This is a genomic window from Pseudomonas frigoris, from assembly GCF_047758635.1.
GTDB classification, from domain to species: Bacteria; Pseudomonadota; Gammaproteobacteria; order Pseudomonadales; family Pseudomonadaceae; genus Aquipseudomonas; species Aquipseudomonas frigoris.
This window is the reverse complement of sequence record NZ_CP180479.1, coordinates 5,752,220-5,771,426: the sequence shown is the minus strand read 5'-3', so window position 1 is coordinate 5,771,426 and position 19,207 is coordinate 5,752,220. Positions and strand designations below refer to the sequence as shown.

The 19,207-nt window shown below is 58.4% G+C and carries 16 protein-coding genes; 6 read left to right on the top strand and 10 right to left on the bottom strand.

Features of this window, described 5'->3' with window-relative positions:
• Window positions 1-96 precede the first annotated feature (96 nt).
• Together ACMXYH_RS26570 and ACMXYH_RS26565 are read right to left on the bottom strand one after the other, a co-directional pair.
• Complete coding sequence (locus ACMXYH_RS26570) at window positions 97-1,092, bottom strand: TIGR02285 family protein (RefSeq protein WP_415765453.1); 996 nt, start codon at window positions 1,090-1,092, stop codon at window positions 97-99.
• Entirely contained in the window at window positions 1,019-2,218 is a 1,200-nt protein-coding gene (locus tag ACMXYH_RS26565; protein WP_129441504.1) for a CaiB/BaiF CoA transferase family protein, read from the bottom strand. Before ACMXYH_RS26565 ends, ACMXYH_RS26570 begins: the two co-directional genes overlap by 74 nt.
• 147 nt (window positions 2,219-2,365) lie before the next feature.
• On the opposite strand from ACMXYH_RS26565, the gene ACMXYH_RS26560 reads away from it, so the two are divergent.
• The 3 genes from ACMXYH_RS26560 to ACMXYH_RS26550 all read left to right on the top strand — a co-directional run bounded on the left by ACMXYH_RS26560 (window position 2,366) and on the right by ACMXYH_RS26550 (window position 6,070).
• Entirely contained in the window at window positions 2,366-2,908 is a 543-nt protein-coding gene (locus tag ACMXYH_RS26560) for a YaeQ family protein (RefSeq protein ID WP_007897614.1), read from the top strand.
• 66 nt (window positions 2,909-2,974) lie between these two features.
• Complete coding sequence (recJ, locus tag ACMXYH_RS26555) at window positions 2,975-4,684, top strand: single-stranded-DNA-specific exonuclease RecJ (RefSeq protein WP_134101866.1); 1,710 nt, start codon at window positions 2,975-2,977, stop codon at window positions 4,682-4,684.
• Between the two features lie 279 nt (window positions 4,685-4,963).
• A complete protein-coding gene (locus tag ACMXYH_RS26550) occupies window positions 4,964-6,070 on the top strand; it encodes an NADH:flavin oxidoreductase/NADH oxidase (RefSeq protein WP_134418918.1) in 1,107 nt (368 codons plus the stop codon).
• Between the two features lie 222 nt (window positions 6,071-6,292).
• On the opposite strand, the gene ACMXYH_RS26545 is transcribed toward ACMXYH_RS26550, so the two are convergent.
• Window positions 6,293-7,918 (bottom strand): glucan biosynthesis protein D, encoded by a 1,626-nt coding sequence (locus ACMXYH_RS26545; protein ID WP_415765451.1) that lies wholly within the window; start codon window positions 7,916-7,918, stop codon window positions 6,293-6,295.
• Between the two features lie 391 nt (window positions 7,919-8,309).
• Between ACMXYH_RS26545 and ACMXYH_RS26540 the strand changes: the two genes are divergently transcribed.
• Entirely contained in the window at window positions 8,310-8,495 is a 186-nt protein-coding gene (locus tag ACMXYH_RS26540) for a hypothetical protein (RefSeq protein ID WP_129441512.1), read from the top strand.
• Window positions 8,496-8,806: 311 nt separating this feature from the next.
• Here the strand turns inward: ACMXYH_RS26540 and ACMXYH_RS26535 are convergent, their stop codons facing one another.
• Window positions 8,807-9,319: a BRO-N domain-containing protein gene (locus ACMXYH_RS26535; RefSeq protein ID WP_415765450.1), complete on the bottom strand. Its 513-nt coding sequence runs from the start codon at window positions 9,317-9,319 to the stop codon at window positions 8,807-8,809.
• A 439-nt stretch (window positions 9,320-9,758) separates the two neighbouring features.
• Here ACMXYH_RS26535 and ACMXYH_RS26530 point away from each other — a divergent pair, with 439 nt between their 5' ends.
• Both ACMXYH_RS26530 and ACMXYH_RS26525 read left to right on the top strand, forming a co-directional pair.
• Window positions 9,759-11,012 (top strand): AAA family ATPase, encoded by a 1,254-nt coding sequence (locus ACMXYH_RS26530; protein WP_415765449.1) that lies wholly within the window; start codon window positions 9,759-9,761, stop codon window positions 11,010-11,012.
• Window positions 11,013-11,014: 2 nt separating this feature from the next.
• Entirely contained in the window at window positions 11,015-11,641 is a 627-nt protein-coding gene (locus ACMXYH_RS26525) for an RloB family protein (RefSeq protein WP_415765448.1), read from the top strand.
• 44 nt (window positions 11,642-11,685) lie between these two features.
• On the opposite strand, the gene ACMXYH_RS26520 is transcribed toward ACMXYH_RS26525, so the two are convergent.
• The 6 genes from ACMXYH_RS26520 to ydcS all read right to left on the bottom strand — a co-directional run bounded on the left by ACMXYH_RS26520 (window position 11,686) and on the right by ydcS (window position 19,163).
• Window positions 11,686-13,170, bottom strand: a complete 1,485-nt coding sequence (locus tag ACMXYH_RS26520) for an APC family permease (RefSeq protein WP_415765447.1) — start codon at window positions 13,168-13,170, stop codon at window positions 11,686-11,688.
• Window positions 13,171-13,397: 227 nt separating this feature from the next.
• Window positions 13,398-14,822, bottom strand: coding sequence for a gamma-aminobutyraldehyde dehydrogenase (locus ACMXYH_RS26515; protein WP_129441521.1), 1,425 nt, complete (start codon window positions 14,820-14,822; stop codon window positions 13,398-13,400).
• A gap of 179 nt (window positions 14,823-15,001) precedes the next feature.
• Window positions 15,002-15,844 carry an ABC transporter permease gene (locus tag ACMXYH_RS26510; protein ID WP_046048179.1) on the bottom strand — a complete coding sequence of 281 codons (843 nt, stop codon included), beginning with the start codon at window positions 15,842-15,844 and terminating at the stop codon, window positions 15,002-15,004.
• Window positions 15,834-16,781: an ABC transporter permease gene (locus ACMXYH_RS26505; RefSeq protein WP_415765446.1), complete on the bottom strand. Its 948-nt coding sequence runs from the start codon at window positions 16,779-16,781 to the stop codon at window positions 15,834-15,836. Before ACMXYH_RS26505 ends, ACMXYH_RS26510 begins: the two co-directional genes overlap by 11 nt.
• Before the next feature lies 1 nt (window position 16,782).
• The gene (locus tag ACMXYH_RS26500; protein WP_129441529.1) at window positions 16,783-17,820 is read right to left on the bottom strand and encodes an ABC transporter ATP-binding protein; all 1,038 of its coding nucleotides are present in this window, start codon (window positions 17,818-17,820) and stop codon (window positions 16,783-16,785) included.
• A 191-nt stretch (window positions 17,821-18,011) separates the two neighbouring features.
• Window positions 18,012-19,163 carry a putative ABC transporter substrate-binding protein YdcS gene (gene ydcS / locus ACMXYH_RS26495; protein ID WP_415765445.1) on the bottom strand — a complete coding sequence of 384 codons (1,152 nt, stop codon included), beginning with the start codon at window positions 19,161-19,163 and terminating at the stop codon, window positions 18,012-18,014.
• Between the last annotated feature and the right edge of the window lie 44 nt (window positions 19,164-19,207).

Genomic DNA, 19,207 nt, shown 5'->3' with positions numbered 1-19,207 from the left:
GGTGCTTGTAGCTTGCTGCCACTGGTCTTTATGTAGGCCACGTTTAACCCCGAGTCGTCTCCCCACTTCTCGGGGTTTCTTTTTGCCTGCGATTTGTCATTGCTCGGCCTGCTGCAGGAAAAATGCCCGGCTGGCTTCCAGGTAGTCGCTTCGACTCTCGGGGTCCAGCCAGGCGGCGTATGCTTCGCTCAAGTGATCGTGGGGCAGGGTGCTCAGCAGTTGGTTGATCTCGATGATCGCCTGCCGGCCCTGGGGGGTGTCAGTACAGCCGATGTAACCGGACAGGTATTTGCCCGTGCCGCGAATCGGGTAGAACTGCAATTCATCTTCCGCGATCCCTTGCTGCTGGGCCTGGTAGCGGATCTCCGAGCGGTACCCCAACAGCATCCGCAAGCGCCCCAGGCGTTGCATTTGCAACAGGCTGCCCAAAGCATCGTTACCGTAGTGGAGGGTCAGTGAGTTGGCTGGCGCTTGTTTGAGGAGCGCGTCGAGATATTCGCCGTAGTTGCGCTCGGCAATAATGCCCAGTTTCTCGCGGCCACTGGCCAGCAGGGCCGCCAGGTCCACTTCGCCATCATTGATAAAGGGCGTCAGCATCTCCCGATCAACGCGGCGCACGGCCAGGCCGTTACTCATGGCCCGAAAGACCGGGATGGAAAATGCGATCCAGTCATCGCGCTCCTTGCTCCAATTCAGCGCCGCATCGCACGTGAGGGATGGCTCGTGGAGCATTTGCAAGCCGCGAGCGCGATTGACTCGCATCAGGGTGTGTTCGTATTGCGGCATGCGGGCGATCAGCAGCGGCAGCAGTTGATCGATGACGCCCTGGCCCTTTTTCGATCCTTCGAAAATCATCAGCGGAGGAAGGTCGCGCAATAACCAGACCAGGGTTTCCTTCGGTTGCGCCAACGTTGGCTGAGCCTGGCCGGCGAGCAACAGGAAAAACGCGCACGCGCACAATGCTCTTCCGCCGCGCGTCAGGCAGTGGTTGATGGGCCGCGCAAGCAGACGCCTCAGCTTAGATGGCCCCGTCTTCACGCAGCTTTGCGATCTGTTCCTTGTCGTAACCAAGATCGTTGAGTACCTGCGCATTGTGTTCGCCCAACTGCGGCCCGACCCATTCCGAAGTGCCGGGTGTCTCTGATAGTTTCGGCACGATTCCCGGCATCTTGAAATCTTTGCCGTCCGGCAGCTTGGCCTTCAGGAACATTTCCCGGGCCAGGTACTGTGGATCACTGAACATGTCTTCGGCGCTGAAGATCCGGCTGGCCGGTACGTCGGCCTGATTCAACTGCTCGATGATGGTGTCCAGAGGCAGCGAGTTGACCCAGCGATCAATCACCCCATAAATTTCGTCGCGACGGCTATCGCGTCCGTCGTTGCTCGCCAACGCAGGGTCGTTGGCCAGGTCCTCGCGACCCATGATCAGCATGAAGCGTTTGAAGATCGCATCGCCATTGGCGCCGATCTGCACATGTTTGCCGTCGGCACTGGTGTGGATCGAGGAGGGCGTAATGCCCGGCATGATGTTGCCGGTGCGCTCGCGGATGAAGCCGAACACGTCGAACTCCGGGACCATGCTTTCCATCATGGCGAAAATCGCTTCATACAGCGCCACATCCACCACTTGGCCGAGTCCACCGTTAACCTCGCGATGACGCAACGCCATCAGCGCACCGATCACGCCCCAGAGCGCGGCAATCGAGTCACCGATGGAAATACCGGTGCGCACCGGTGGCCGGTCTTCGAACCCGGTGATGTAGCGCAGACCGCCCATGGATTCACCGACGGCGCCAAAGCCTGGTTGATCTTTCATCGGCCCGGTCTGGCCGAAACCCGAGAGGCGCACCATCACCAGTTTCGGGTTCAGAGCGTGCAAGACTTCCCAGCCCAGACCGAGTTTTTCCAACACGCCCGGGCGAAAATTCTCAATCAGAATGTCCGCTTCGCTGAGCAGTTTTTTCAGGATCGCCAGGCCGTCGGGGTGTTTGAGGTTCAGGGTCAGGGACTTCTTGTTGCGTGCCTGGACGAACCACCACAGCGAGGTGCCTTCATACAGTTTTCGCCATTTGCGCAACGGATCGCCGCCATCGGGGGACTCGATTTTGATCACCTCGGCACCGAACTCGCCGCAAATGCGCGAGGCAAACGGCCCGGCGATCAGCGTACCCAATTCAATGACTTTCAGACCTGAGAGCGGTTTTCCGGTGAGCGGCATACTGGATCCTGTAGGACAAAGGTTGAGCGAATACAGGGTTTTAACATAGCCGAACGTCAGACGACCAAGGTTGATCGCCTTCAATTCGTGGATTGTCTACCGCATCGGTTAGACTTGCCGCCTTTCCCCGTATCAAGAAGCCCGTTCATGGCCCAGCCGTCCACGACCTACAAGTTTGAACTGAACCTTACCGACCTCGACCGCAGCGTGTACGAGAGCGTGAAGCAGACCATCGCCCGTCACCCTTCGGAAACCGAAGAGCGCATGACCGTGCGGCTGCTGGCCTACGCCTTTTGGTACAACGAGCAGTTGTCGTTCGGTCGCGGTCTGTCAGACGTGGACGAACCAGCCCTGTGGGAAAAGAGCCTGGACGACCGTGTTCTGCACTGGATTGAAGTCGGCCAGCCAGACGCCGATCGCCTGACCTGGTGCTCTCGTCGCACCGAGCGCACCAGCCTGCTGGCTTACGGCAGCCTGCGCGTCTGGGAGACCAAAGTGATCCCGGCGATCAAGAACCTGAAAAACGTGCACATCGCTGCTGTTCCACAGGAAGTGCTGGAAACCCTGGCCAAGGACATGCCCCGCGTTATCAAGTGGGACGTGATGATCAGCGAAGGGACGATTTTTGTCACCGACGACCGTGGTCAGCATGAAGTCCAGTTGCAATGGCTGAGCGGCGAGCGCGGCTGATTATTCGCTGCTAACTTGCGTTATCCGCTTTTATCCTACGTATTCAAGAGAAGCACCTGTCACCCCATGCGCATCGAACCTCGCCTGTTGCCCGACACCCTGCCATTCCTCGGTGATCTGCCGCCGCTGCTGACCCGTCTGTACGCGGCGCGGGGCGTGCTGTCCGAGGCTGAACTGGACAAGAGCCTGGCGCGGTTGATTCCATTCCAGCAACTCAAAGGCATCGATGCAGCGGTGGATTTGCTGGTGACGGCGCTGGAGCAGCGTCAGCGGATTCTGATCGTCGGTGACTTCGACGCCGATGGCGCGACGGCCAGTACCGTGGGCATGTTGGGTTTGCGCCTGCTGGGCGCGGCGCACGTCGACTATTTGGTGCCGAACCGATTCGAGTACGGCTACGGCCTGACGCCGGAAATCGTCGAAGTGGCGCTGACCCGTACACCACAGTTGCTGATCACTGTGGACAACGGTATCTCCAGCGTTGAAGGCGTGGCGGCGGCGAAAAAGGCCGGGCTCCAGGTGCTGGTCACCGACCACCACTTGCCCGGTGACGAATTGCCGCTGGCCGATGCCATCGTCAATCCGAACCAGCCAGGTTGCGAGTTCCCGAGCAAGGCGCTGGCCGGCGTCGGGGTGATTTTCTATGTGCTGATGGCCCTGCGTGCGCGTTTGCGCAGCCTCGGCTGGTACGAGAGCAAGCCGCAGCCGAACATCGGCGAGTTGCTGGACTTGGTGGCGCTGGGCAGCGTCGCCGACGTGGTACCGCTGGATGCCAACAACCGGATACTGGTGCACCAAGGCCTGGAGCGGATTCGCGCCGGGCGCGCGCGGCCGGGGATCAAGGCGATCCTCGAAGTCGCCAAGCGTGACCACACGCGCATCACCTCTACTGACCTGGGTTTCATTGTTGGCCCGCGTCTGAACGCGGCGGGGCGTCTGGATGACATGAGCCTGGGCATCGAATGCCTGCTCACCGAAGACGCTGGTCTGGCGCGTGAAATGGCCGCTCAACTCGACGGCATGAACCAGGACCGCAAATCCATCGAGCAGGGCATGCAGCGTGAAGCGCTGGCTCAACTGAAGGATTTGCCGGTCGAGTCGATGCCGTTCGGCTTGTGCCTGTTCGATCCCGAGTGGCACCAGGGTGTCATCGGAATCCTCGCATCGCGTATGAAAGAACGCTATTTCCGCCCGACCATTGCCTTTGCCGATGCTGGCGATGGCTTGCTCAAGGGCTCGGGGCGTTCGGTTCAGGGGTTTCATATTCGCGACGCGTTGAGCGTGGTGGCGGCGCAGCATCCGAATCTGATCAGCAAATACGGCGGCCATGCCATGGCCGCCGGCCTGACGCTGCCGGAAGCGAATTTTCCGTTGTTCGCCGAAGCCTTTGACGCGGAAGTGCGTAGGCAATTGCGCGAAGAAGACCTGACCGGGCGCCTGCTGTCGGACGGCACCCTGGCGGTCGAGGAATTCCACCTAGAACTGGCCCGCGCCCTGCGCCATGCCGGACCTTGGGGGCAGCACTTCCCGGAGCCGCTGTTCCACGGCGTGTTCCAGTTGGTCGAGCAGCGAGTGGTCGGCGAGCGGCACCTCAAAGTGGTGCTGAAGAGTGAATGTGGTTCGGTGAAGCTGGATGGCATTGCCTTCGGAATCGACCGCGACATCTGGCCGAATCCGACCATCAAATGGGTGGAATTGGCCTACAAACTCGACCTCAACGAGTTCCGTGGCAACGAGACGGTGCAGTTGATGATTGCCCACATCGAACCGCGTTGACCCCATCGCAAGCAAGCTCGCTCCCACATTGGTTTTGTGAACAACGCAGATCCACTGTGGGAGCGAGCTTGCTCGAGATGGCGATCTCCCAGGCGCCAAATCTCCCCGGAACCCTCCACCTTCCCCCGTTGTCGACTAGGCTCTAAGCACTGCTTGATTATCCTTGTGACGTCTTGTCGAATTTTTTCCCGCGGGGGCGGGTGCTGCACCTTTTTCCTGTCACTCGTCGACTTTTCAAACAGAACCCTGGAGCCTGCCCACTGATTCGAGAGGTGCCCCATGAGTCTGCTGCTTGAACCCTATACCCTTCGCCAATTGACCCTGCTCAACCGCATTGCGGTGTCGCCGATGTGCCAGTACTCCAGCGTCGATGGACTGGCCAATGACTGGCACCTGGTCCACCTCGGCAGCCGCGCTGTCGGCGGGGCCGGCCTGGTGTTTACCGAAGCCACGGCGGTCACGGCCGACGGGCGCATCACTGCCGAGGACCTCGGCCTGTGGAACGATGAACAGATCGAACCGTTGCAACGCATCACTCGATTCATTGCGGCACAAGGCGCGGTGGCCGGCATTCAGTTGGCTCACGCCGGGCGCAAGGCCAGCACCCATCGGCCGTGGATCGGTAAACATGGCAGCGTCAAACCCGAAGACGGTGGCTGGGTTCCGGTGGGCCCTTCGCCGATTGCTTTCGACCCGCAGCACACCCACCCCAAGCAGCTCGATGATGGCGAGATCGCTGAGGTCATTCAGGCCTTTGTCGCTTCGGCCAAACGGGCGCTGACCGCCGGTTTCAAAGTGGTGGAAATACACGCCGCCCACGGTTACCTGTTGCATCAGTTTCTTTCGCCCCTGAGCAATCAGCGGCGCGATCAATATGGTGGTTCGTTCGAGAATCGCATCCGGCTGGTGCTGCAAGTCACCGAAGCGGTGCGTGCGGTGTGGCCTGAAGAGCTACCGCTGTTCGTGCGGGTGTCGGCCACCGATTGGGTGGAAGACGGCTGGAATCCCGATGAAACGGTCGAGCTGGCGCGACGCCTCAAGGCGTTAGGCGTAGACCTGATTGACGTCTCGTCGGGCGGTACGGCGGCGAATGCCGAGATTCCTACAGGTCCCGGGTATCAGACCCGCTTCGCCGAACGTGTGCGCAAAGAGTCAGGTATTGCCACCGGCACGGTAGGAATGATCACCGAGCCGGCACAGGCCGAGCACATTCTGCGCACCTGCCAGGCTGACATCATCTTTCTCGCCCGTGAACTGTTGCGCGATCCGTACTGGCCACTGCATGCCGATGATGACCTGGGGGGACGCAAGGCCATCTGGCCGGCGCAGTATCAGCGGGCCACCCATCGTGAACAGCCGATTCACGAGTCGGATTTGCGTGACTGATTGATGCTGTAAAACCAAAAAGCCCCGACCATCGTGATCGGGGCTTTTGTGTTTCTGTGCACTGAGGTTTGTTGTCGGTCAGGCCCTCATCGTCGGAACGCCGCCCAGAGCAAGCTCGCTCCCACATTGGATCTCCATGAGACACAGGTTTTGTGTACACCTCAGATCACCTGTGGGAGCGAGCTTGCTCGCGATGGGGCCAGCCAAGACACCCAATTACCCTCAGGTGTACTTGCGCTTCTCAGGTGCAGGCGGGAAGTACTGGTACAACCAGGTCTCACTCAACGTCCGGTCATTGGTGCGAATGAACAACCGCAGCTCCACCGGCGCCACGCTGTCATTGGTCGGGTACCAGTCAAAGGTAATGCGGTAACCCTTGATGTCATCCAACACCAGCACGTTGAAATCCTTCACTTGCCCATTCGAACACGTAACCACCGGCTCGATCCCTGCGCCTTCAGGCAAGCGGTCCAGACCGCCACCCGTGAAGTCCACGGCAAACCGTCGAGCCCAAACTTCCGGGTAATGCTCGCCAGGTGCCCAACCTTCGATGAAACCGCCCATGCCCGAACGAGTGGCGTTGACCCGTGCCAACGGCGTGCCGACCGGTGGCAGTGCGCTCCAGTACAGCTTGTAGCCGTAGTTCAGGGAGTCCCCGGCCGCGACCGGTTTTTTCGGGGTCCAGAACGCGACGATGTTATCCAGGGTTTCGCCGGTTGTAGGAATTTCCATCAGATCAATAGAGCCTTCGCCCCACGCGGTCGTAGGTTCTACCCACAGGCTCGGACGCTTGCTGTACCAGTCAACGGTGTCTTGATAGCTGTCGAACTCATGATCGGTCTGCACCAGGCCGAAACCTTTCGGGTCGGTGTCGGCGAAGGCATTGAATTGCAGGGTGGCCGGGTTGTTCAGCGGGCGGCAGATCCACTCGCCGTTGCCACGCCACATGGCCAGGCGATCAGAGTCGTGGATTTGCGGGTGAATCGTGTCGCACATGCGCCGTTCATGGGTGCCGCAGCTGAACATGCTGGTCATCGGCGCGATGCCCAGTTGTTCGATGGCGGTACGCGCGTTTATGTGGGCATCGATGCCCATGACGACCTGGCTGGCCTGACAGTCGATGTCGAAACGGTAAGCGCCGGTAGCGCTCGGCGAGTCCAGAAGGGCGTAGACCACGAAACGGGTGCTGTCCTTGTCCGGGGTCTCGAACCAGAATTTGGTGAAGTCCGGGAATTCTTCACGCTTCTTGGCATAGGTATCAATCGCCAGACCGCGAGCCGACAGACCGTACTGGCCCGAGGCATCGACCGCACGGAAATAGCTGGCGCCGAGGAACGACAACACATCGTGCTGGTCCAGCTCCGGGGCCTTGAACAACTTGAACCCGGAAAACCCCAGGTCGCCCGTGAGCTGCTTGGTATCGACCGTGGTTTTTTCATAGTTGAACAGGGACGGGCGAAAATGTACCTCTCGCGCCTGACGAGTCTTGGGATCGACGCTGTACATGCGCACCGGTTGTTTGAAACCCATGCCCACGTGGAAGAACTGCACATCCAGCTGACCGCTGAGGTCATTCCACAGCGAGTGGTTGCCGTCGTAGCGGATCGCGTTGAAGTTCTGCGGCGTCATGGTCGCCAGGGTCGGCGGCAGCACCTGCTTGGTGTCCTGATAGCGATTGCCGGCGAGCTGCTTGGCCTGGATCTTCAGCGCTTCGAAGTCGAACGCCTGAGCCTCGCCATCCGCCGCGCCGGTACCGGCCCAGGCCCATGAAGCCAGCAGGCCGGTGGCTGATAATCCGGTATAGGCAGCGATGGCCATGGATGCTTTGAGCAAATTCCTGCGGTGCATAAGTTCAACCTGTCGTGAACAATCCCGCGCCGTTCCTGGCACGTGCTGGATCAAAAATAAAGGTTCGGACATGCCTTCGGCCAAACGCAACGGACATTAAACAGATAACAAATAGCTTAAACCGTTCGGTTGTGTAGAAAAAATGATTGGTAGCACTTTGGCTTCGTGGCAATGAAACAAGAAATGTCGGTTAAGTTTTCCGACAGTACTTTCTGATTTATAGGGCATTTCTGCTTTTTTCGACTAATTACTCTAAAAACGCTTTTCAGCGCCCGGATAGTTTCTATTCTGTGGTCATGACCGGTTTCTGCCCTTCAGGCCGGCGACTAACAAGAAGGAGAGGGCGATGCGGTTTTTGAAGTTTTCTCGGGCTTATAGAAGGACATCGTCCATGACGAAAGTACAAGGCATCACCCAGTTGCTGGGAATCTTTCCTTGCCTGACCACTGTGCGCCGAAGGCGTCGGCTCAGTTCGGATGAGATGAAGTTGCTAGAGCGCTATCGGGAGCTGTCGGAAAGCGACCAGATTGCGATGCGGTATCTGGTGGATGCGATGAGGAGTGTTTCGAGGTTTTGACCGAGGATGGTTGCCGTGAAGGCCATTTGGCTTTTACGGTGGCCAGGCTGGTCAGCTTGCCAGTATCGGCGTCGATGATGCCTTCGTGGATTGCTTGGCGACGAGCCTCGATATTTTTTTGCTCGATGGTTTGTTGCAGATACTTTTCTGAAAAGGCGCTATCACTTGGAATCACTTCAGTGACGCTTTGGCTGGTGATGCGCGGTTTGCTCATGGCTGCGGATTGCTCTTGCGGGAGATTGAACAGGCGTATTCAAACCAAAAGGGGCGGACTGTGAAGTCCGCCCCTTTTTCATTTTTTCACTCTACCTTCAACTGCAAGTGCCCACGATCGTGAACGGCCGTTGTGCCTGCATCAGATCAGGCATGTCCCGCCACTTGATCCACGCTTGATGCTGCCAATGCAACAGCGGCACCGAGATGCCTGCCCACTGCAATGAACTCAGGCTTGGAATGTTATCCACAGATGTCGCTTTCGACTCACGCAGCGAAGGTATGACTTCGTTGCTCAGCCATTGGCGCAGGTTTCGGTTTTCCGGGACAAAATGGTGAATCAATAGGGCGTACATCCCTGATTCGCTGACCATCAGCGATTCGACCGTTTTGCCGTTCTTGAGCAGCCAGACGTATCGACGCTGGTCCGGATCGAGTTTCAGGGTGAGGCGTTGGTCCATCGGGCGGCCCATCAAGCGACCGAGATCCTGGACGCAGAACCAGGCTTGGTTGTCCTGCATGAAGGCATGGAGGAAGCGGTTGTGGCGGGTGAAGACGGTAGGGGTGAAATGAGGATGGATTTCAGGCGGATTTTGTGTGTACTCAAGCATTTTTTCGACTCCATGTTGAAAAAGGAGCCGCCACTAATCCTTCGACAGATTTGGGTGGCGGACCATGTGGCGTTCGAAGTCGGAACATTCTCGATCAACACGGAAGCCGAGAGGCCCGCGCCACACGGCCCACCATAAAGCGAAGCTGAAAGGCAAAAATGCCCCAGTTCATATGGGGGCGCGGATGCGCCATGTTGATGATATTCCGGCTTCGACCCCGGGTCGCTGATGTTGCAGCGACGGGTTGAAGCCTATCTGCAAGGCGCTCGCGGCGCCAAGTCTACTCTGGCGCCGCGTGTTGTAGGAATCAGTGTCTTTTCTGGAAGGTTCGATCTGTAGGAATTGCCTGTTTTTGCATGAGGTGCAGTCAAGCAGCATCACAGCCGTGGTTTTTCCTATAGTTTTTTCCGCATTCAGGAACGAACTGCAGGTTTGCTACATGTTGATCGAATTTTCAGTTTCCAATTATCGCTCCTTCCGTGACAAACAAACCCTGTCCATGGCTGCGACACCGCGCTTGAGCAAAAAGCGCAACGTGTTCACACCAATCGTAAATGGAGAAAAACTGCCTGATTTATTGAAGGTGGCGGCGATTTACGGACCGAACGCATCCGGTAAGTCTTCGCTTATCCGGGCGATGGGGATCATGGGGAGTTTGCTCGCTTCGATACCTTCATCAAATGATGAGCCGCTACCGGTCTCGCCATTTCGTTTTGACCCGCAACTTCAAAACGAACCCAGTTCTTTTGAGTACAACTTCATTCAACGCGGGATCCGATATCGGTTTGTTCTGCGCATGACTGCGCAGCGGATTATCGAGGAACAATTGGTTTCCTATCCCAAAGGTAAGGAAACGCTGTTGTATTCACGTCGTTTTGTTGATGAGGGGGAGCATTATGTTTTTGGCTCAAGCCTTGAGGGCGGTAAAGAGGTGCACAACGCTTGGCGGCGTCTGACGAGTCCCAAGATGTTGTTTATTTCGCAGGCGGTTGCGAACAGTAGCGAAGAGTTGACTCAGTTGCGGGCGCCGTTTAGCTGGTTTCAAACCGGTCTACTCGTTATTGAGCAGAACAACATGATGGGGTTGTCAGCAGCGTCCATCAGATTTCTTCGGATGGCATCGGATTACACACATGATTTACGAGACTTTCTAAAAGAAGTGGATATCCCGGTGTCAGCGATCCGGCTCAACACCGAAGACGCAGAGTCTGTTCAACGCACCAAAAAACTCACACTGAAAGAGCTCTTCGCAGCAGCCCAAAAAGACAAAGTGACCCTGACGCACACGAGTCTTTTAGGCCAGGCGGAGTTTGATTTTTCCGAGGAGTCAGGCGGTACGAAAAACCTGGTTGGATTCTGGCTGCCCTGGTTCATGATCAATCACGCCGATGGTAGCGGGATACTGTCTGTCGATGAGTTGGACAGCAGCCTTCATCCCTCAATAGTCGCGGACTTGATTGAGAAACACCTGGACAGTGGGTTGGAGAATCAACTGATCTTTACCACTCACGACACTCATCTAATGAACGCCAAAGCGCTTCGCCGCGATCAGTTCTGGATCACCGAAAGAGACGCTAACGGTGCAACCTGCCTTTTTTCTGTTTACGACTTTGAAGGACGGGAAGGGGAGGATGTCGAGAAACGCTACTTTGAAGGCCGTTATCGCGGGTTACCACTGATAAGGCGGGGTTGATCATGGCGCGTTCGATACGACTATTTGATCGAAAGGCACCGCGGTTCAAGCCTCAGCCCAAAGTGTTGATCCTCTGTGAAGACAGCAAGTCAGGAAAACGATATCTGGAGGAGGCTGCATTTCATTTTCGCGCCAAAGCTCAAGTGGAAATTTCCCACTGTGGCGTCACACACCCAAGCGGCATTGTAGAAACAGCAATAGCCCGCCAGAAATGCTTCGACAAGGTGTTTTGTGCATTGGATCGCGATACACATCTGTGTTTTGAACGAGCAATAAATCTGGCGAGGCCTCATCCGAAAATCAAAGTCATCGCTTCCTACCCCTGTTTTGAGTTTTGGCTGCTTCTGCACTTCGGTTTCAATCGAAAGCCATTTCGAGCGGTTGGAAAGCACTCTCCAGGCGACTTGGTGGCCAAGAGCCTCAGAGAGAAACCCAACATGGATAAGTACGAAAAAGGCGAAGACACCAACTATTTCGCACAACTTTTAGGTGAGCCCTTCCAAAGGGCGAGAGATTTAGCACCAAAGATTATCGAGGACGTTGCTATCAGCGGCGAACCTAACCCCAGCACCGAAATCCATCTGCTGATGGACGAATTCGAAATTCTCTCCAAACCCCTACCGATCTAACACCTCAAACCCAGCCCGCATCACTGCGGGCTGGGTAATTACCCTTATCGACCAACCTTCCAAGCGTCCCCCGCAGGCGCAGTCCCATGGTCATACGGCTTGGCAAGCCACATGTAAACCAGCCCCAACCCAATCACGATCGCAGTACTCAACACCATCGCGTAGTTGATGTACCACGCCGCATCCGGCGTGCGCGGCCAGGCCATGTTGATGATCGCACCGACGCCATACACCAGCGCGCCAATGTTCACTGCCCAACCCCAGGCGCCGAGGGTGAATTTGCCGCTCGGTTTCCAGCCCTTCATGCGCGCATACAACGCGGCGAGCACGATCATCTGGAACGCCAGGTAGATGCCGATGGCTGCGAAGCTGACGATGGTTGCCACCGCATCCTGCAGGAAGAAGCCCAGCACAATGATCAGCGCCGGCAGGACGCCGGACACGAACAGCGCCGCAACCGGAACCTGAGTCGTAGGGGAAATCTTCTTCAGCAGTGAGCTGCCGATGACCATTTCATCCCGAGCGTAGGAATACAGCAGACGACTCGCCGCCGCTTGCAGGCTGATGACGCAGGAGATGAAGGAAATCATCACCACGCCCATCACCACTTTCGAACCGACCGGGCCGAAGGCGTTGTTGAGGATGGTGGTCACCGGGTCCTTGTCGGTGCCGTTGATCACCGCTTGCATGTCCGGCACCGCGAGGATCAGCGCCAGGCAGGCGAACATCGCCGCGATGCCGCCGATGTAGATGGTCATGCGCATGGCCACCGGGATCTGCTTGCTCGGGTTCGGGGTTTCTTCGGCCACATCGCCGCAGGCCTCGAAGCCGTAGTACAGGAACATCCCCGCCAGCGAGGCTGTGAGGAACGCCGGCAGGTAGGAGCCATCAACGCTGATATCGAAGGTGTTGAACAATACACTGATCGATTGATGACGCTCGAAGATCAGCAAATAAAGGCCGACGATCACCGCACCGACCAGTTCGCAGAGGAAGCCGAACATGGCGATCCGTGCCAGCACCTTGGTGCCGCTGAGGTTGACCAGGGTGGCGAACAACGTCAGGAACAGTGCGATGACGATGTTGGTGTTGTTGCTTGGTTCAAAGCCCATCATGGCGGCCAGGTACGGACCGGCGCCCACCGCAACGGCGGCGATGGTGACGCACAGGGCGATGGAGTAGATCCAGCCGACCATCCACGCCCAGCGCTTGCCCACCAAGCGACGAGCCCACGGGTACACGCCACCGGAAATCGGGAACTGCGAGACCACTTCACCGAAGATCAGGCACACCAGCAACTGGCCGCATCCGACCAGCAAATAAGCCCAGAACATCGGTGGCCCACCGGCGGCGAGGCACAGGCCGAACAGGGTATAAACCCCTACGACCGGAGAGAGATAAGTGAAGCCCAGGGCGAAGTTTTCCCACAGGCTCATGCTGCGATTGAAGTTCGAGGTGTAACCCAGCTTGCGTAGTTGCTCGGCGTCGCTGTCGGCAACGGCTGCGGAGAGTTCGGGTGATGCACTCATGGTGTGTTAGCTCCGGAAAATCGGCAGATTTCGGATGTCCGAAACCGTGACAGGGCCATGACGGCGCAGCCCGGATCGGTGGTTATTGTTTTGGCTTCTTTGGGGTGGAACCTGGGTGGTGCTTAGTGCCGGTTTCTTCCTTGATGTTGCGGTGAGGCCATCGCGAGCAAGCTCGCTCCCACAGGGGAATGCGATCAAATGTGGGAGCGAGCTCGCTCGCGATGCTTTTAATGCTTGAACATCACATGCCGAACGACGGTGTAGTCCTCCAGCCCGTACATGGACATGTCCTTGCCATAACCGGACAGTTTCTGACCGCCGTGCGGCATTTCGCTGACCAGCATGAAGTGCGTATTCACCCAGGTGCAGCCGTACTGCAAGCGTGCGGACAAGCGATGCGCACGACCGACGTCCGAGGTCCAGACCGACGAGGCCAGGCCGTAGTTCGAATCGTTGGCCCAGCCCAGCACCTGTGCTTCATCGGTGAATTTGGTCACCGACACCACCGGCCCGAACACTTCGCGACGGACGATTTCGTCGTCCTGTTGCGCGTCGGCCAACACCGTTGGTTCGAAGAAGAAGCCATTACCTTCAACAGCTTTGCCGCCGGTGATCAATCGGATATGCGGCTGCGCCACAGCGCGCTCGACAAACCCGGCCACGCGGTCGCGGTGTTGAGCGGTGATCAACGGACCCAACTCGGTCGCCGGATCATCCTGCAAACCGTACTTGATGCTGCTGACCGCTTCGCCGAGCTTCTCGACGAACTTGTCGTAGATACCTTCCTGCGCGTAGATGCGGCAGGCGGCGGTGCAGTCCTGGCCGGCGTTGTAGAAACCGAAGGTGCGGATGCCTTCCACGGCGGCGTCGATGTCGGCGTCGTCGAAGATAATCACCGGCGCCTTGCCGCCCAGTTCCATGTGCATGCGTTTGACGCTGTCGGCGGTGCTGGAAATGATGTTCGAGCCGGTGGCGATCGAACCGGTCAACGAGACCATGCGCACTTTCGGGTGTGTGACCAGTGGGCTGCCAACCGTAGGACCACGACCGAACACTAGGTTAAGCACGCCGGCCGGGAAAATCTCCGACGCCAGTTGCGCCAGACGCAGCGCAGTCAGCGGGGTTTGTTCCGACGGCTTGAGCACCACGGTATTACCCGCCGCGAGGGCCGGCGCGATTTTCCAGGCGACCATCATCAGCGGGTAGTTCCACGGTGCGATGGACGCGATCACGCCAACCGGATCGCGACGGATCATCGAGGTGTGGCCGTGCAGGTATTCACCGCCCGCCGAACCGCTCATGCAACGGCTGGCGCCGGCAAAGAAACGGAACACGTCGGCAATCGCCGGGATCTCGTCGTTCAGCGCGGCGCTGTAAGGCTTGCCGCAGTTGTCCGACTCCAGTTTGGCCAGCTCTTCGCCGTGGGCTTCAATGGCGTCGGCGAGTTTGAGCAGCAGCAGCGAGCGTTCTTTCGGCGTGGTTTGCGACCAGCCTTCGAAGGCGCTGTCGGCGGCACGCACGGCGGCATCGACCTGGGCTTCACTGGCTTCGTTGATTTCCACCAACACACGACCGAGGGCCGGGTTGAACACCGGTTGGGCGGGGCCTTCGCCGTCGATCAGTTGGCCATTGATCAAGAGTTTGGTTTGCATGGCTTTGTCCTCTTCGGAACGGTTGTTTTTCCTCTATAGGAACCGGCTCTAAATGTGGGAGCGGGCTTGCTCGCGAAGGGGCCATCACATTCAAAATTGATGTTGGCTGATACACCGCTTTCGCGAGCAAGCCCGCTCCCACATTTGAACCGGTTCCTACAGGGAGTAGTCGTTGTTCGTTATTTCCCGCCACTGCCCGCAACGCTTTCGCCGCCACGGGTCAGGTAATAGGCGCCGAGGATTGGCAACATGGTCACCATCATCACCAGCATCGCGACGACGTTGGTCACCGGCACGTCCCGTGGGCGGCTGAGCTGATTGAGCAGCCACAGCGGCAGGGTGCGTTCATGGCCGGCGGTGAAGGTGGTGACGATGATTTCGTCGAACGACAGGGCAAACGCCAACATGCCGCCGGCCAGCAACGCCGAGCCGAGGTTCGGCAGGACGATGTAGCGGAAGGTCTGCCAGCCGTCGGCGCCGAGGTCCATCGAGGCCTCGATCAAACTGTGAGAAGTGCGACGCAAGCGGGCGATGACGTTGTTGTAGACGATCACCACACAGAAGGTCGCGTGGCCGACGATGATGGTGAACATTCCCGGCTCGATCCCCAGCGTCTTGAAGGTCGCCAGCAACGCGATGCCGGTGATGATCCCCGGCAAGGCAATCGGCAGGATCAGCATCAGCGAGATGCCTTGCTTGCCGAAGAAATCCCGGCGGTACAACGCCGCCGATGCCAGTGTGCCGAGAACCAACGCAATCAACGTCGCGACGGAGGCAATCTGCAGCGACAGCTTGATTGCTTCCAGTACGTCGGGACGGGAGAACGCCACGCCGATCCACTTCAGGGTGAAGCCCTTGGGCGGAAAACTGAACGCCGCGTCTTCGGTGTTGAAGGCGTACAGGAAGATGATCAGGATCGGAAAGTGCAGAAACACCAACCCGCCCCAGGCCGCGATGCGCAGGCCGAGCGAGGCTTTCTCCCCGTGCGTTTCTGGCCTTTGTTTTTTTGCATCAGAGCGCATCGAAGGCCCCCAGTCGTTTCACGATAGTCAGGTAAATGGCGATCAACACAATCGGCACCAACGTGAAGGCCGCGGCCATCGGCATGTTGCCGATCGCGCCTTGTTGGGCGTACACCATGCTGCCGACGAAGTAGCCCGGCGGACCCACCAGTTGCGGCACGATGAAGTCGCCCAGGGTCAGCGAAAAGGTGAATATCGAACCGGCCGCAATGCCTGGAATCGACAGTGGCAGCGTCACTTGCATGAAGGTCTGGCGTGGCTTGGCACCAAGGTCGGCCGAAGCTTGCAGCAACGAGGGTGGCAGGCGTTCCAGCGAGGCCTGGACCGGCAGGATCATGAACGGCAGCCAGATGTAGACGAATACCATGAACCGGCCCAGGTGTGAGGTCGACAAGGTGCTGCCGCCGACGCCCGGAATACCCAGAATGAACTGCAAAACCGGCTCAAGACCCAGGTGCTGAACGAACCACTGCGCCACGCCGCCCTTGGCCAGCAGCAAGGTCCAGGCATACGTCTTGACGATGTAACTGGCCCACATCGGCATCATCACCGCGATGTAGAAAAACGCCTTGGTTTTGCCGGTGGTATAGCGCGCCATGTAGTAGGCAATCGGGAACGCGACGATGGCGCTGGCGATCGACACGACGACGGCCATGCTCAAGGTGCGCAGGATGATGTCGAAGTTCGACGGCTGGAACAGGGCAGCGAAGTTCGCCAGGGTCAGGTCGGGCGTGACCGCCATGGTGAAGTCATCGAAGGTGTAAAAGCCTTGCCACAGCAGAACCAGCAGCGAGCCGAGGTAGATCGCGCCGAACCAGAGCAGCGGCGGTACCAGCAGCAGCGACAGGTAAAAGTTCGGCCGGCGATACAGCAGGTTGGAAAACCTGCGCAGCGGCGAGCCGCCGGCCGGGGTTTGAGGGATAACCACGCTGTTCATCTCACACCCCGCCGACAACGTTGTCGTGCAGCGGGATCATCGCTTCCCGTGCCCAGCGTGCGCTGATGCGTTGGCCGGTCTGATGTTGCGCGCTGACGTCCAGCCACTGGACGTTGGCCTGGCTGATGTTCAGGGTCTGGCCGTTCTCCAGTTTCAGTTCATAACGCGTGGCGCTGCCCTGGTACTGAATGTCATGGAGCAAACCGCTGACTTCGATTTCATGACTGGCCAGCGGACCTTCGGCGAAACGCACGTGTTCCGGGCGAATCGAAAACGGTTGTGGATTGCCGCTCAATTGCTTCGCCAGATCCCCGCGAATCACGTTGGAGGTGCCGACGAATTCGGCGACAAAGGTTGTAGCCGGTTTCATGTAGAGGTTGCGCGGTGTATCGACTTGCTCAATGCGCCCCTTGTTGAACACCGCCACGCGATCCGACATCGACAGCGCTTCGGTCTGGTCGTGGGTGACGAAGATGAAGGTGATGCCGAGCTGGCGTTGCAGCTTCTTCAGTTCACCCTGCATTTGCTCGCGCAGCTTCAAATCGAGGGCGCCCAACGGTTCATCTAGCAGCAGCACTCGCGGCCGATTGACCAGGGCGCGGGCCAGGGCCACACGCTGGCGCTGTCCGCCGGACAGCTGCACCGGTTTACGCTCGCCGTAGCCGCCGAGGGCGACCATGTCGAGGGCTTCTTCGGCGCGTTTCTGGCGTTCGGTTTTGCCGACGCCTTTGACTTTCAAACCGTAGGCGACGTTGTCGAGTACGTTCATGTGCGGGAACAGCGCGTAATCCTGGAACACGGTGTTCACGTCACGCTGATACGGCGGCAGCCCGGCGGCCTCGAAGCCGTGAATACGGATAGAGCCTGCACTCGGTTGTTCGAAACCGGCGATCAGGCGCAGACAGGTGGTTTTGCCCGAGCCGGAAGGGCCCAGCATGGAAAAGAACTCGCCGTCCTGGATATCGATGGAAACCCGGTCAACGGCCTTCACTTCGCCGAACTGACGGGAAACGTTGGTGAACTGGACTGCAAGCGTCATGGTGCGGTGCTCCAAAAAGGCGAGGGTCCTCACAGCGACCCCAGCCTGGACTTCTGAAAAACTGAAACTTAATGAACAGCGTCGTAGCAGCTGTCGAGGTACGAGGCTGCGTCGGGCTGCGCAGCGGCCCTGGGGGCGGTCCCTGCGGACACGCAACGCTGCCTCGTGCCTCGGCAGCTGCTACAGGGGCCTTAACGACCGCCCATGATCGCGATGTAGTCCTGGGTCCAGCGGCTGTACGGTACGAACTTGCCGCCTTCAGCTTGCGGGGTTTTCCAGAAGGCCAGGTTGTCGAATTGATCGTAACCATTGGTTTTGCAACCTTCGGCGCCGAGCAACTCGCTTTCCTTGCACCCGGCCGGAACCGCCGGCAGCGAACCGAACCAGGCCGCCAGGTCACCCTGGACTTTCGGTTGCAGCGACCAGTCCATCCACTTGTAGGCGCAGTTCGGGTGCTTGGCTTCGGCGTGCAACATGGTGGTGTCGGCCCAACCCGTTGCACCTTCTTTTGGAATGACCGAGGCAACCGGCTGCTTGTCTGCCACCAGGCCGTTGACCATGTAACCCCAGGTGCTGGACGCCGCGACGCCTTCGTTTTTGACGTCACTCATCTGGACCGTTGCGTCATGCCAGTAGCGGTGGATCAAGGGCTGTTGCTTGCGCAGCAGCTCCAGCGCCGCTTTGTATTGCGCTTCGTTGAGCTGGTACGGGTCTTTGATGCCCAGTTCCGGCTGTTTTGATTTGAGATAAAGCGCCGCATCGGCGATATAGATCGGGCCGTCGTAGGCCTGGACCCGGCCCTTGTTGGACTTGCCGTCCGGCAGGGTTTGCTCTTCGAACACCACACTCCAGCTGTCCGGCGCCGTTTTGAAGATATTAGTGTTGTACATCAACACGTTCGGGCCCCATTGGTACGGGGTGCCATAGGTTTGCTTATTGACGACATACCAAGGGCCATCTTTGAGGCGAGGGTCAATGTTCTTCCAGTTCGGGATCAACGCCGTGTTGATCGGCTGCACACGCTTGCCGGCGATCAACCGCAGGGAGGCGTCGCCGGATGCAGTCACCAGGTCGTAACCACCCTTGGACATCAGGCTGACCATCTCATCGGAAGTGGCGGCTGTCTTGACGTTGACCTTGCACCCGGTTTCCTTTTCGAAGCCGGTGACCCAGTCGTAGGCCTTGTCGCTTTCGCCACGTTCGATGTAGCCAGGCCAGGCCACAATATCCAGCTGACCTTCGCCGGCGCCAACGGCTTTCAGCGGTTCGGCGGCCTGGATACTGGCACTGGCCAGCAGCGCCGTGGTGATTGCACTGAGCAGTGCGGTCTTGTGCACGAACATGGGGTTTCCCTCTTCTTTAATTATGGTCGGGGCAGTTTTGAACG

What these genes read in the sequence shown, in the direction of transcription:
- ACMXYH_RS26565 (WP_129441504.1), bottom strand. Translation starts at nt 2,218, where the DNA reads ATGCCGCTCACCGGAAAACCGCTCTCAGGTCTGAAAGTCATTGAATTG.
- ACMXYH_RS26570 (WP_415765453.1), bottom strand. Translation starts at nt 1,092, where the DNA reads ATGCGCAGGTACTCAACGATCTTGGTTACGACAAGGAACAGATCGCAA.
- ACMXYH_RS26505 (WP_415765446.1), bottom strand. Translation starts at nt 16,781, where the DNA reads ATGAACAGCGTGGTTATCCCTCAAACCCCGGCCGGCGGCTCGCCGCTG.
- ACMXYH_RS26520 (WP_415765447.1), bottom strand. Translation starts at nt 13,170, where the DNA reads ATGAGTGCATCACCCGAACTCTCCGCAGCCGTTGCCGACAGCGACGCC.
- ACMXYH_RS26540 (WP_129441512.1), top strand. Translation starts at nt 8,310, where the DNA reads ATGACGAAAGTACAAGGCATCACCCAGTTGCTGGGAATCTTTCCTTGC.
- ACMXYH_RS26530 (WP_415765449.1), top strand. Translation starts at nt 9,759, where the DNA reads ATGTTGATCGAATTTTCAGTTTCCAATTATCGCTCCTTCCGTGACAAA.
- ACMXYH_RS26500 (WP_129441529.1), bottom strand. Translation starts at nt 17,820, where the DNA reads ATGACGCTTGCAGTCCAGTTCACCAACGTTTCCCGTCAGTTCGGCGAA.
- ACMXYH_RS26510 (WP_046048179.1), bottom strand. Translation starts at nt 15,844, where the DNA reads ATGCGCTCTGATGCAAAAAAACAAAGGCCAGAAACGCACGGGGAGAAA.
- recJ (WP_134101866.1), top strand. Translation starts at nt 2,975, where the DNA reads ATGCGCATCGAACCTCGCCTGTTGCCCGACACCCTGCCATTCCTCGGT.
- ACMXYH_RS26550 (WP_134418918.1), top strand. Translation starts at nt 4,964, where the DNA reads ATGAGTCTGCTGCTTGAACCCTATACCCTTCGCCAATTGACCCTGCTC.
- ACMXYH_RS26560 (WP_007897614.1), top strand. Translation starts at nt 2,366, where the DNA reads ATGGCCCAGCCGTCCACGACCTACAAGTTTGAACTGAACCTTACCGAC.
- ACMXYH_RS26545 (WP_415765451.1), bottom strand. Translation starts at nt 7,918, where the DNA reads ATGCACCGCAGGAATTTGCTCAAAGCATCCATGGCCATCGCTGCCTAT.
- ydcS (WP_415765445.1), bottom strand. Translation starts at nt 19,163, where the DNA reads ATGTTCGTGCACAAGACCGCACTGCTCAGTGCAATCACCACGGCGCTG.
- ACMXYH_RS26515 (WP_129441521.1), bottom strand. Translation starts at nt 14,822, where the DNA reads ATGCAAACCAAACTCTTGATCAATGGCCAACTGATCGACGGCGAAGGC.
- ACMXYH_RS26525 (WP_415765448.1), top strand. Translation starts at nt 11,015, where the DNA reads ATGGCGCGTTCGATACGACTATTTGATCGAAAGGCACCGCGGTTCAAG.
- ACMXYH_RS26535 (WP_415765450.1), bottom strand. Translation starts at nt 9,319, where the DNA reads ATGCTTGAGTACACACAAAATCCGCCTGAAATCCATCCTCATTTCACC.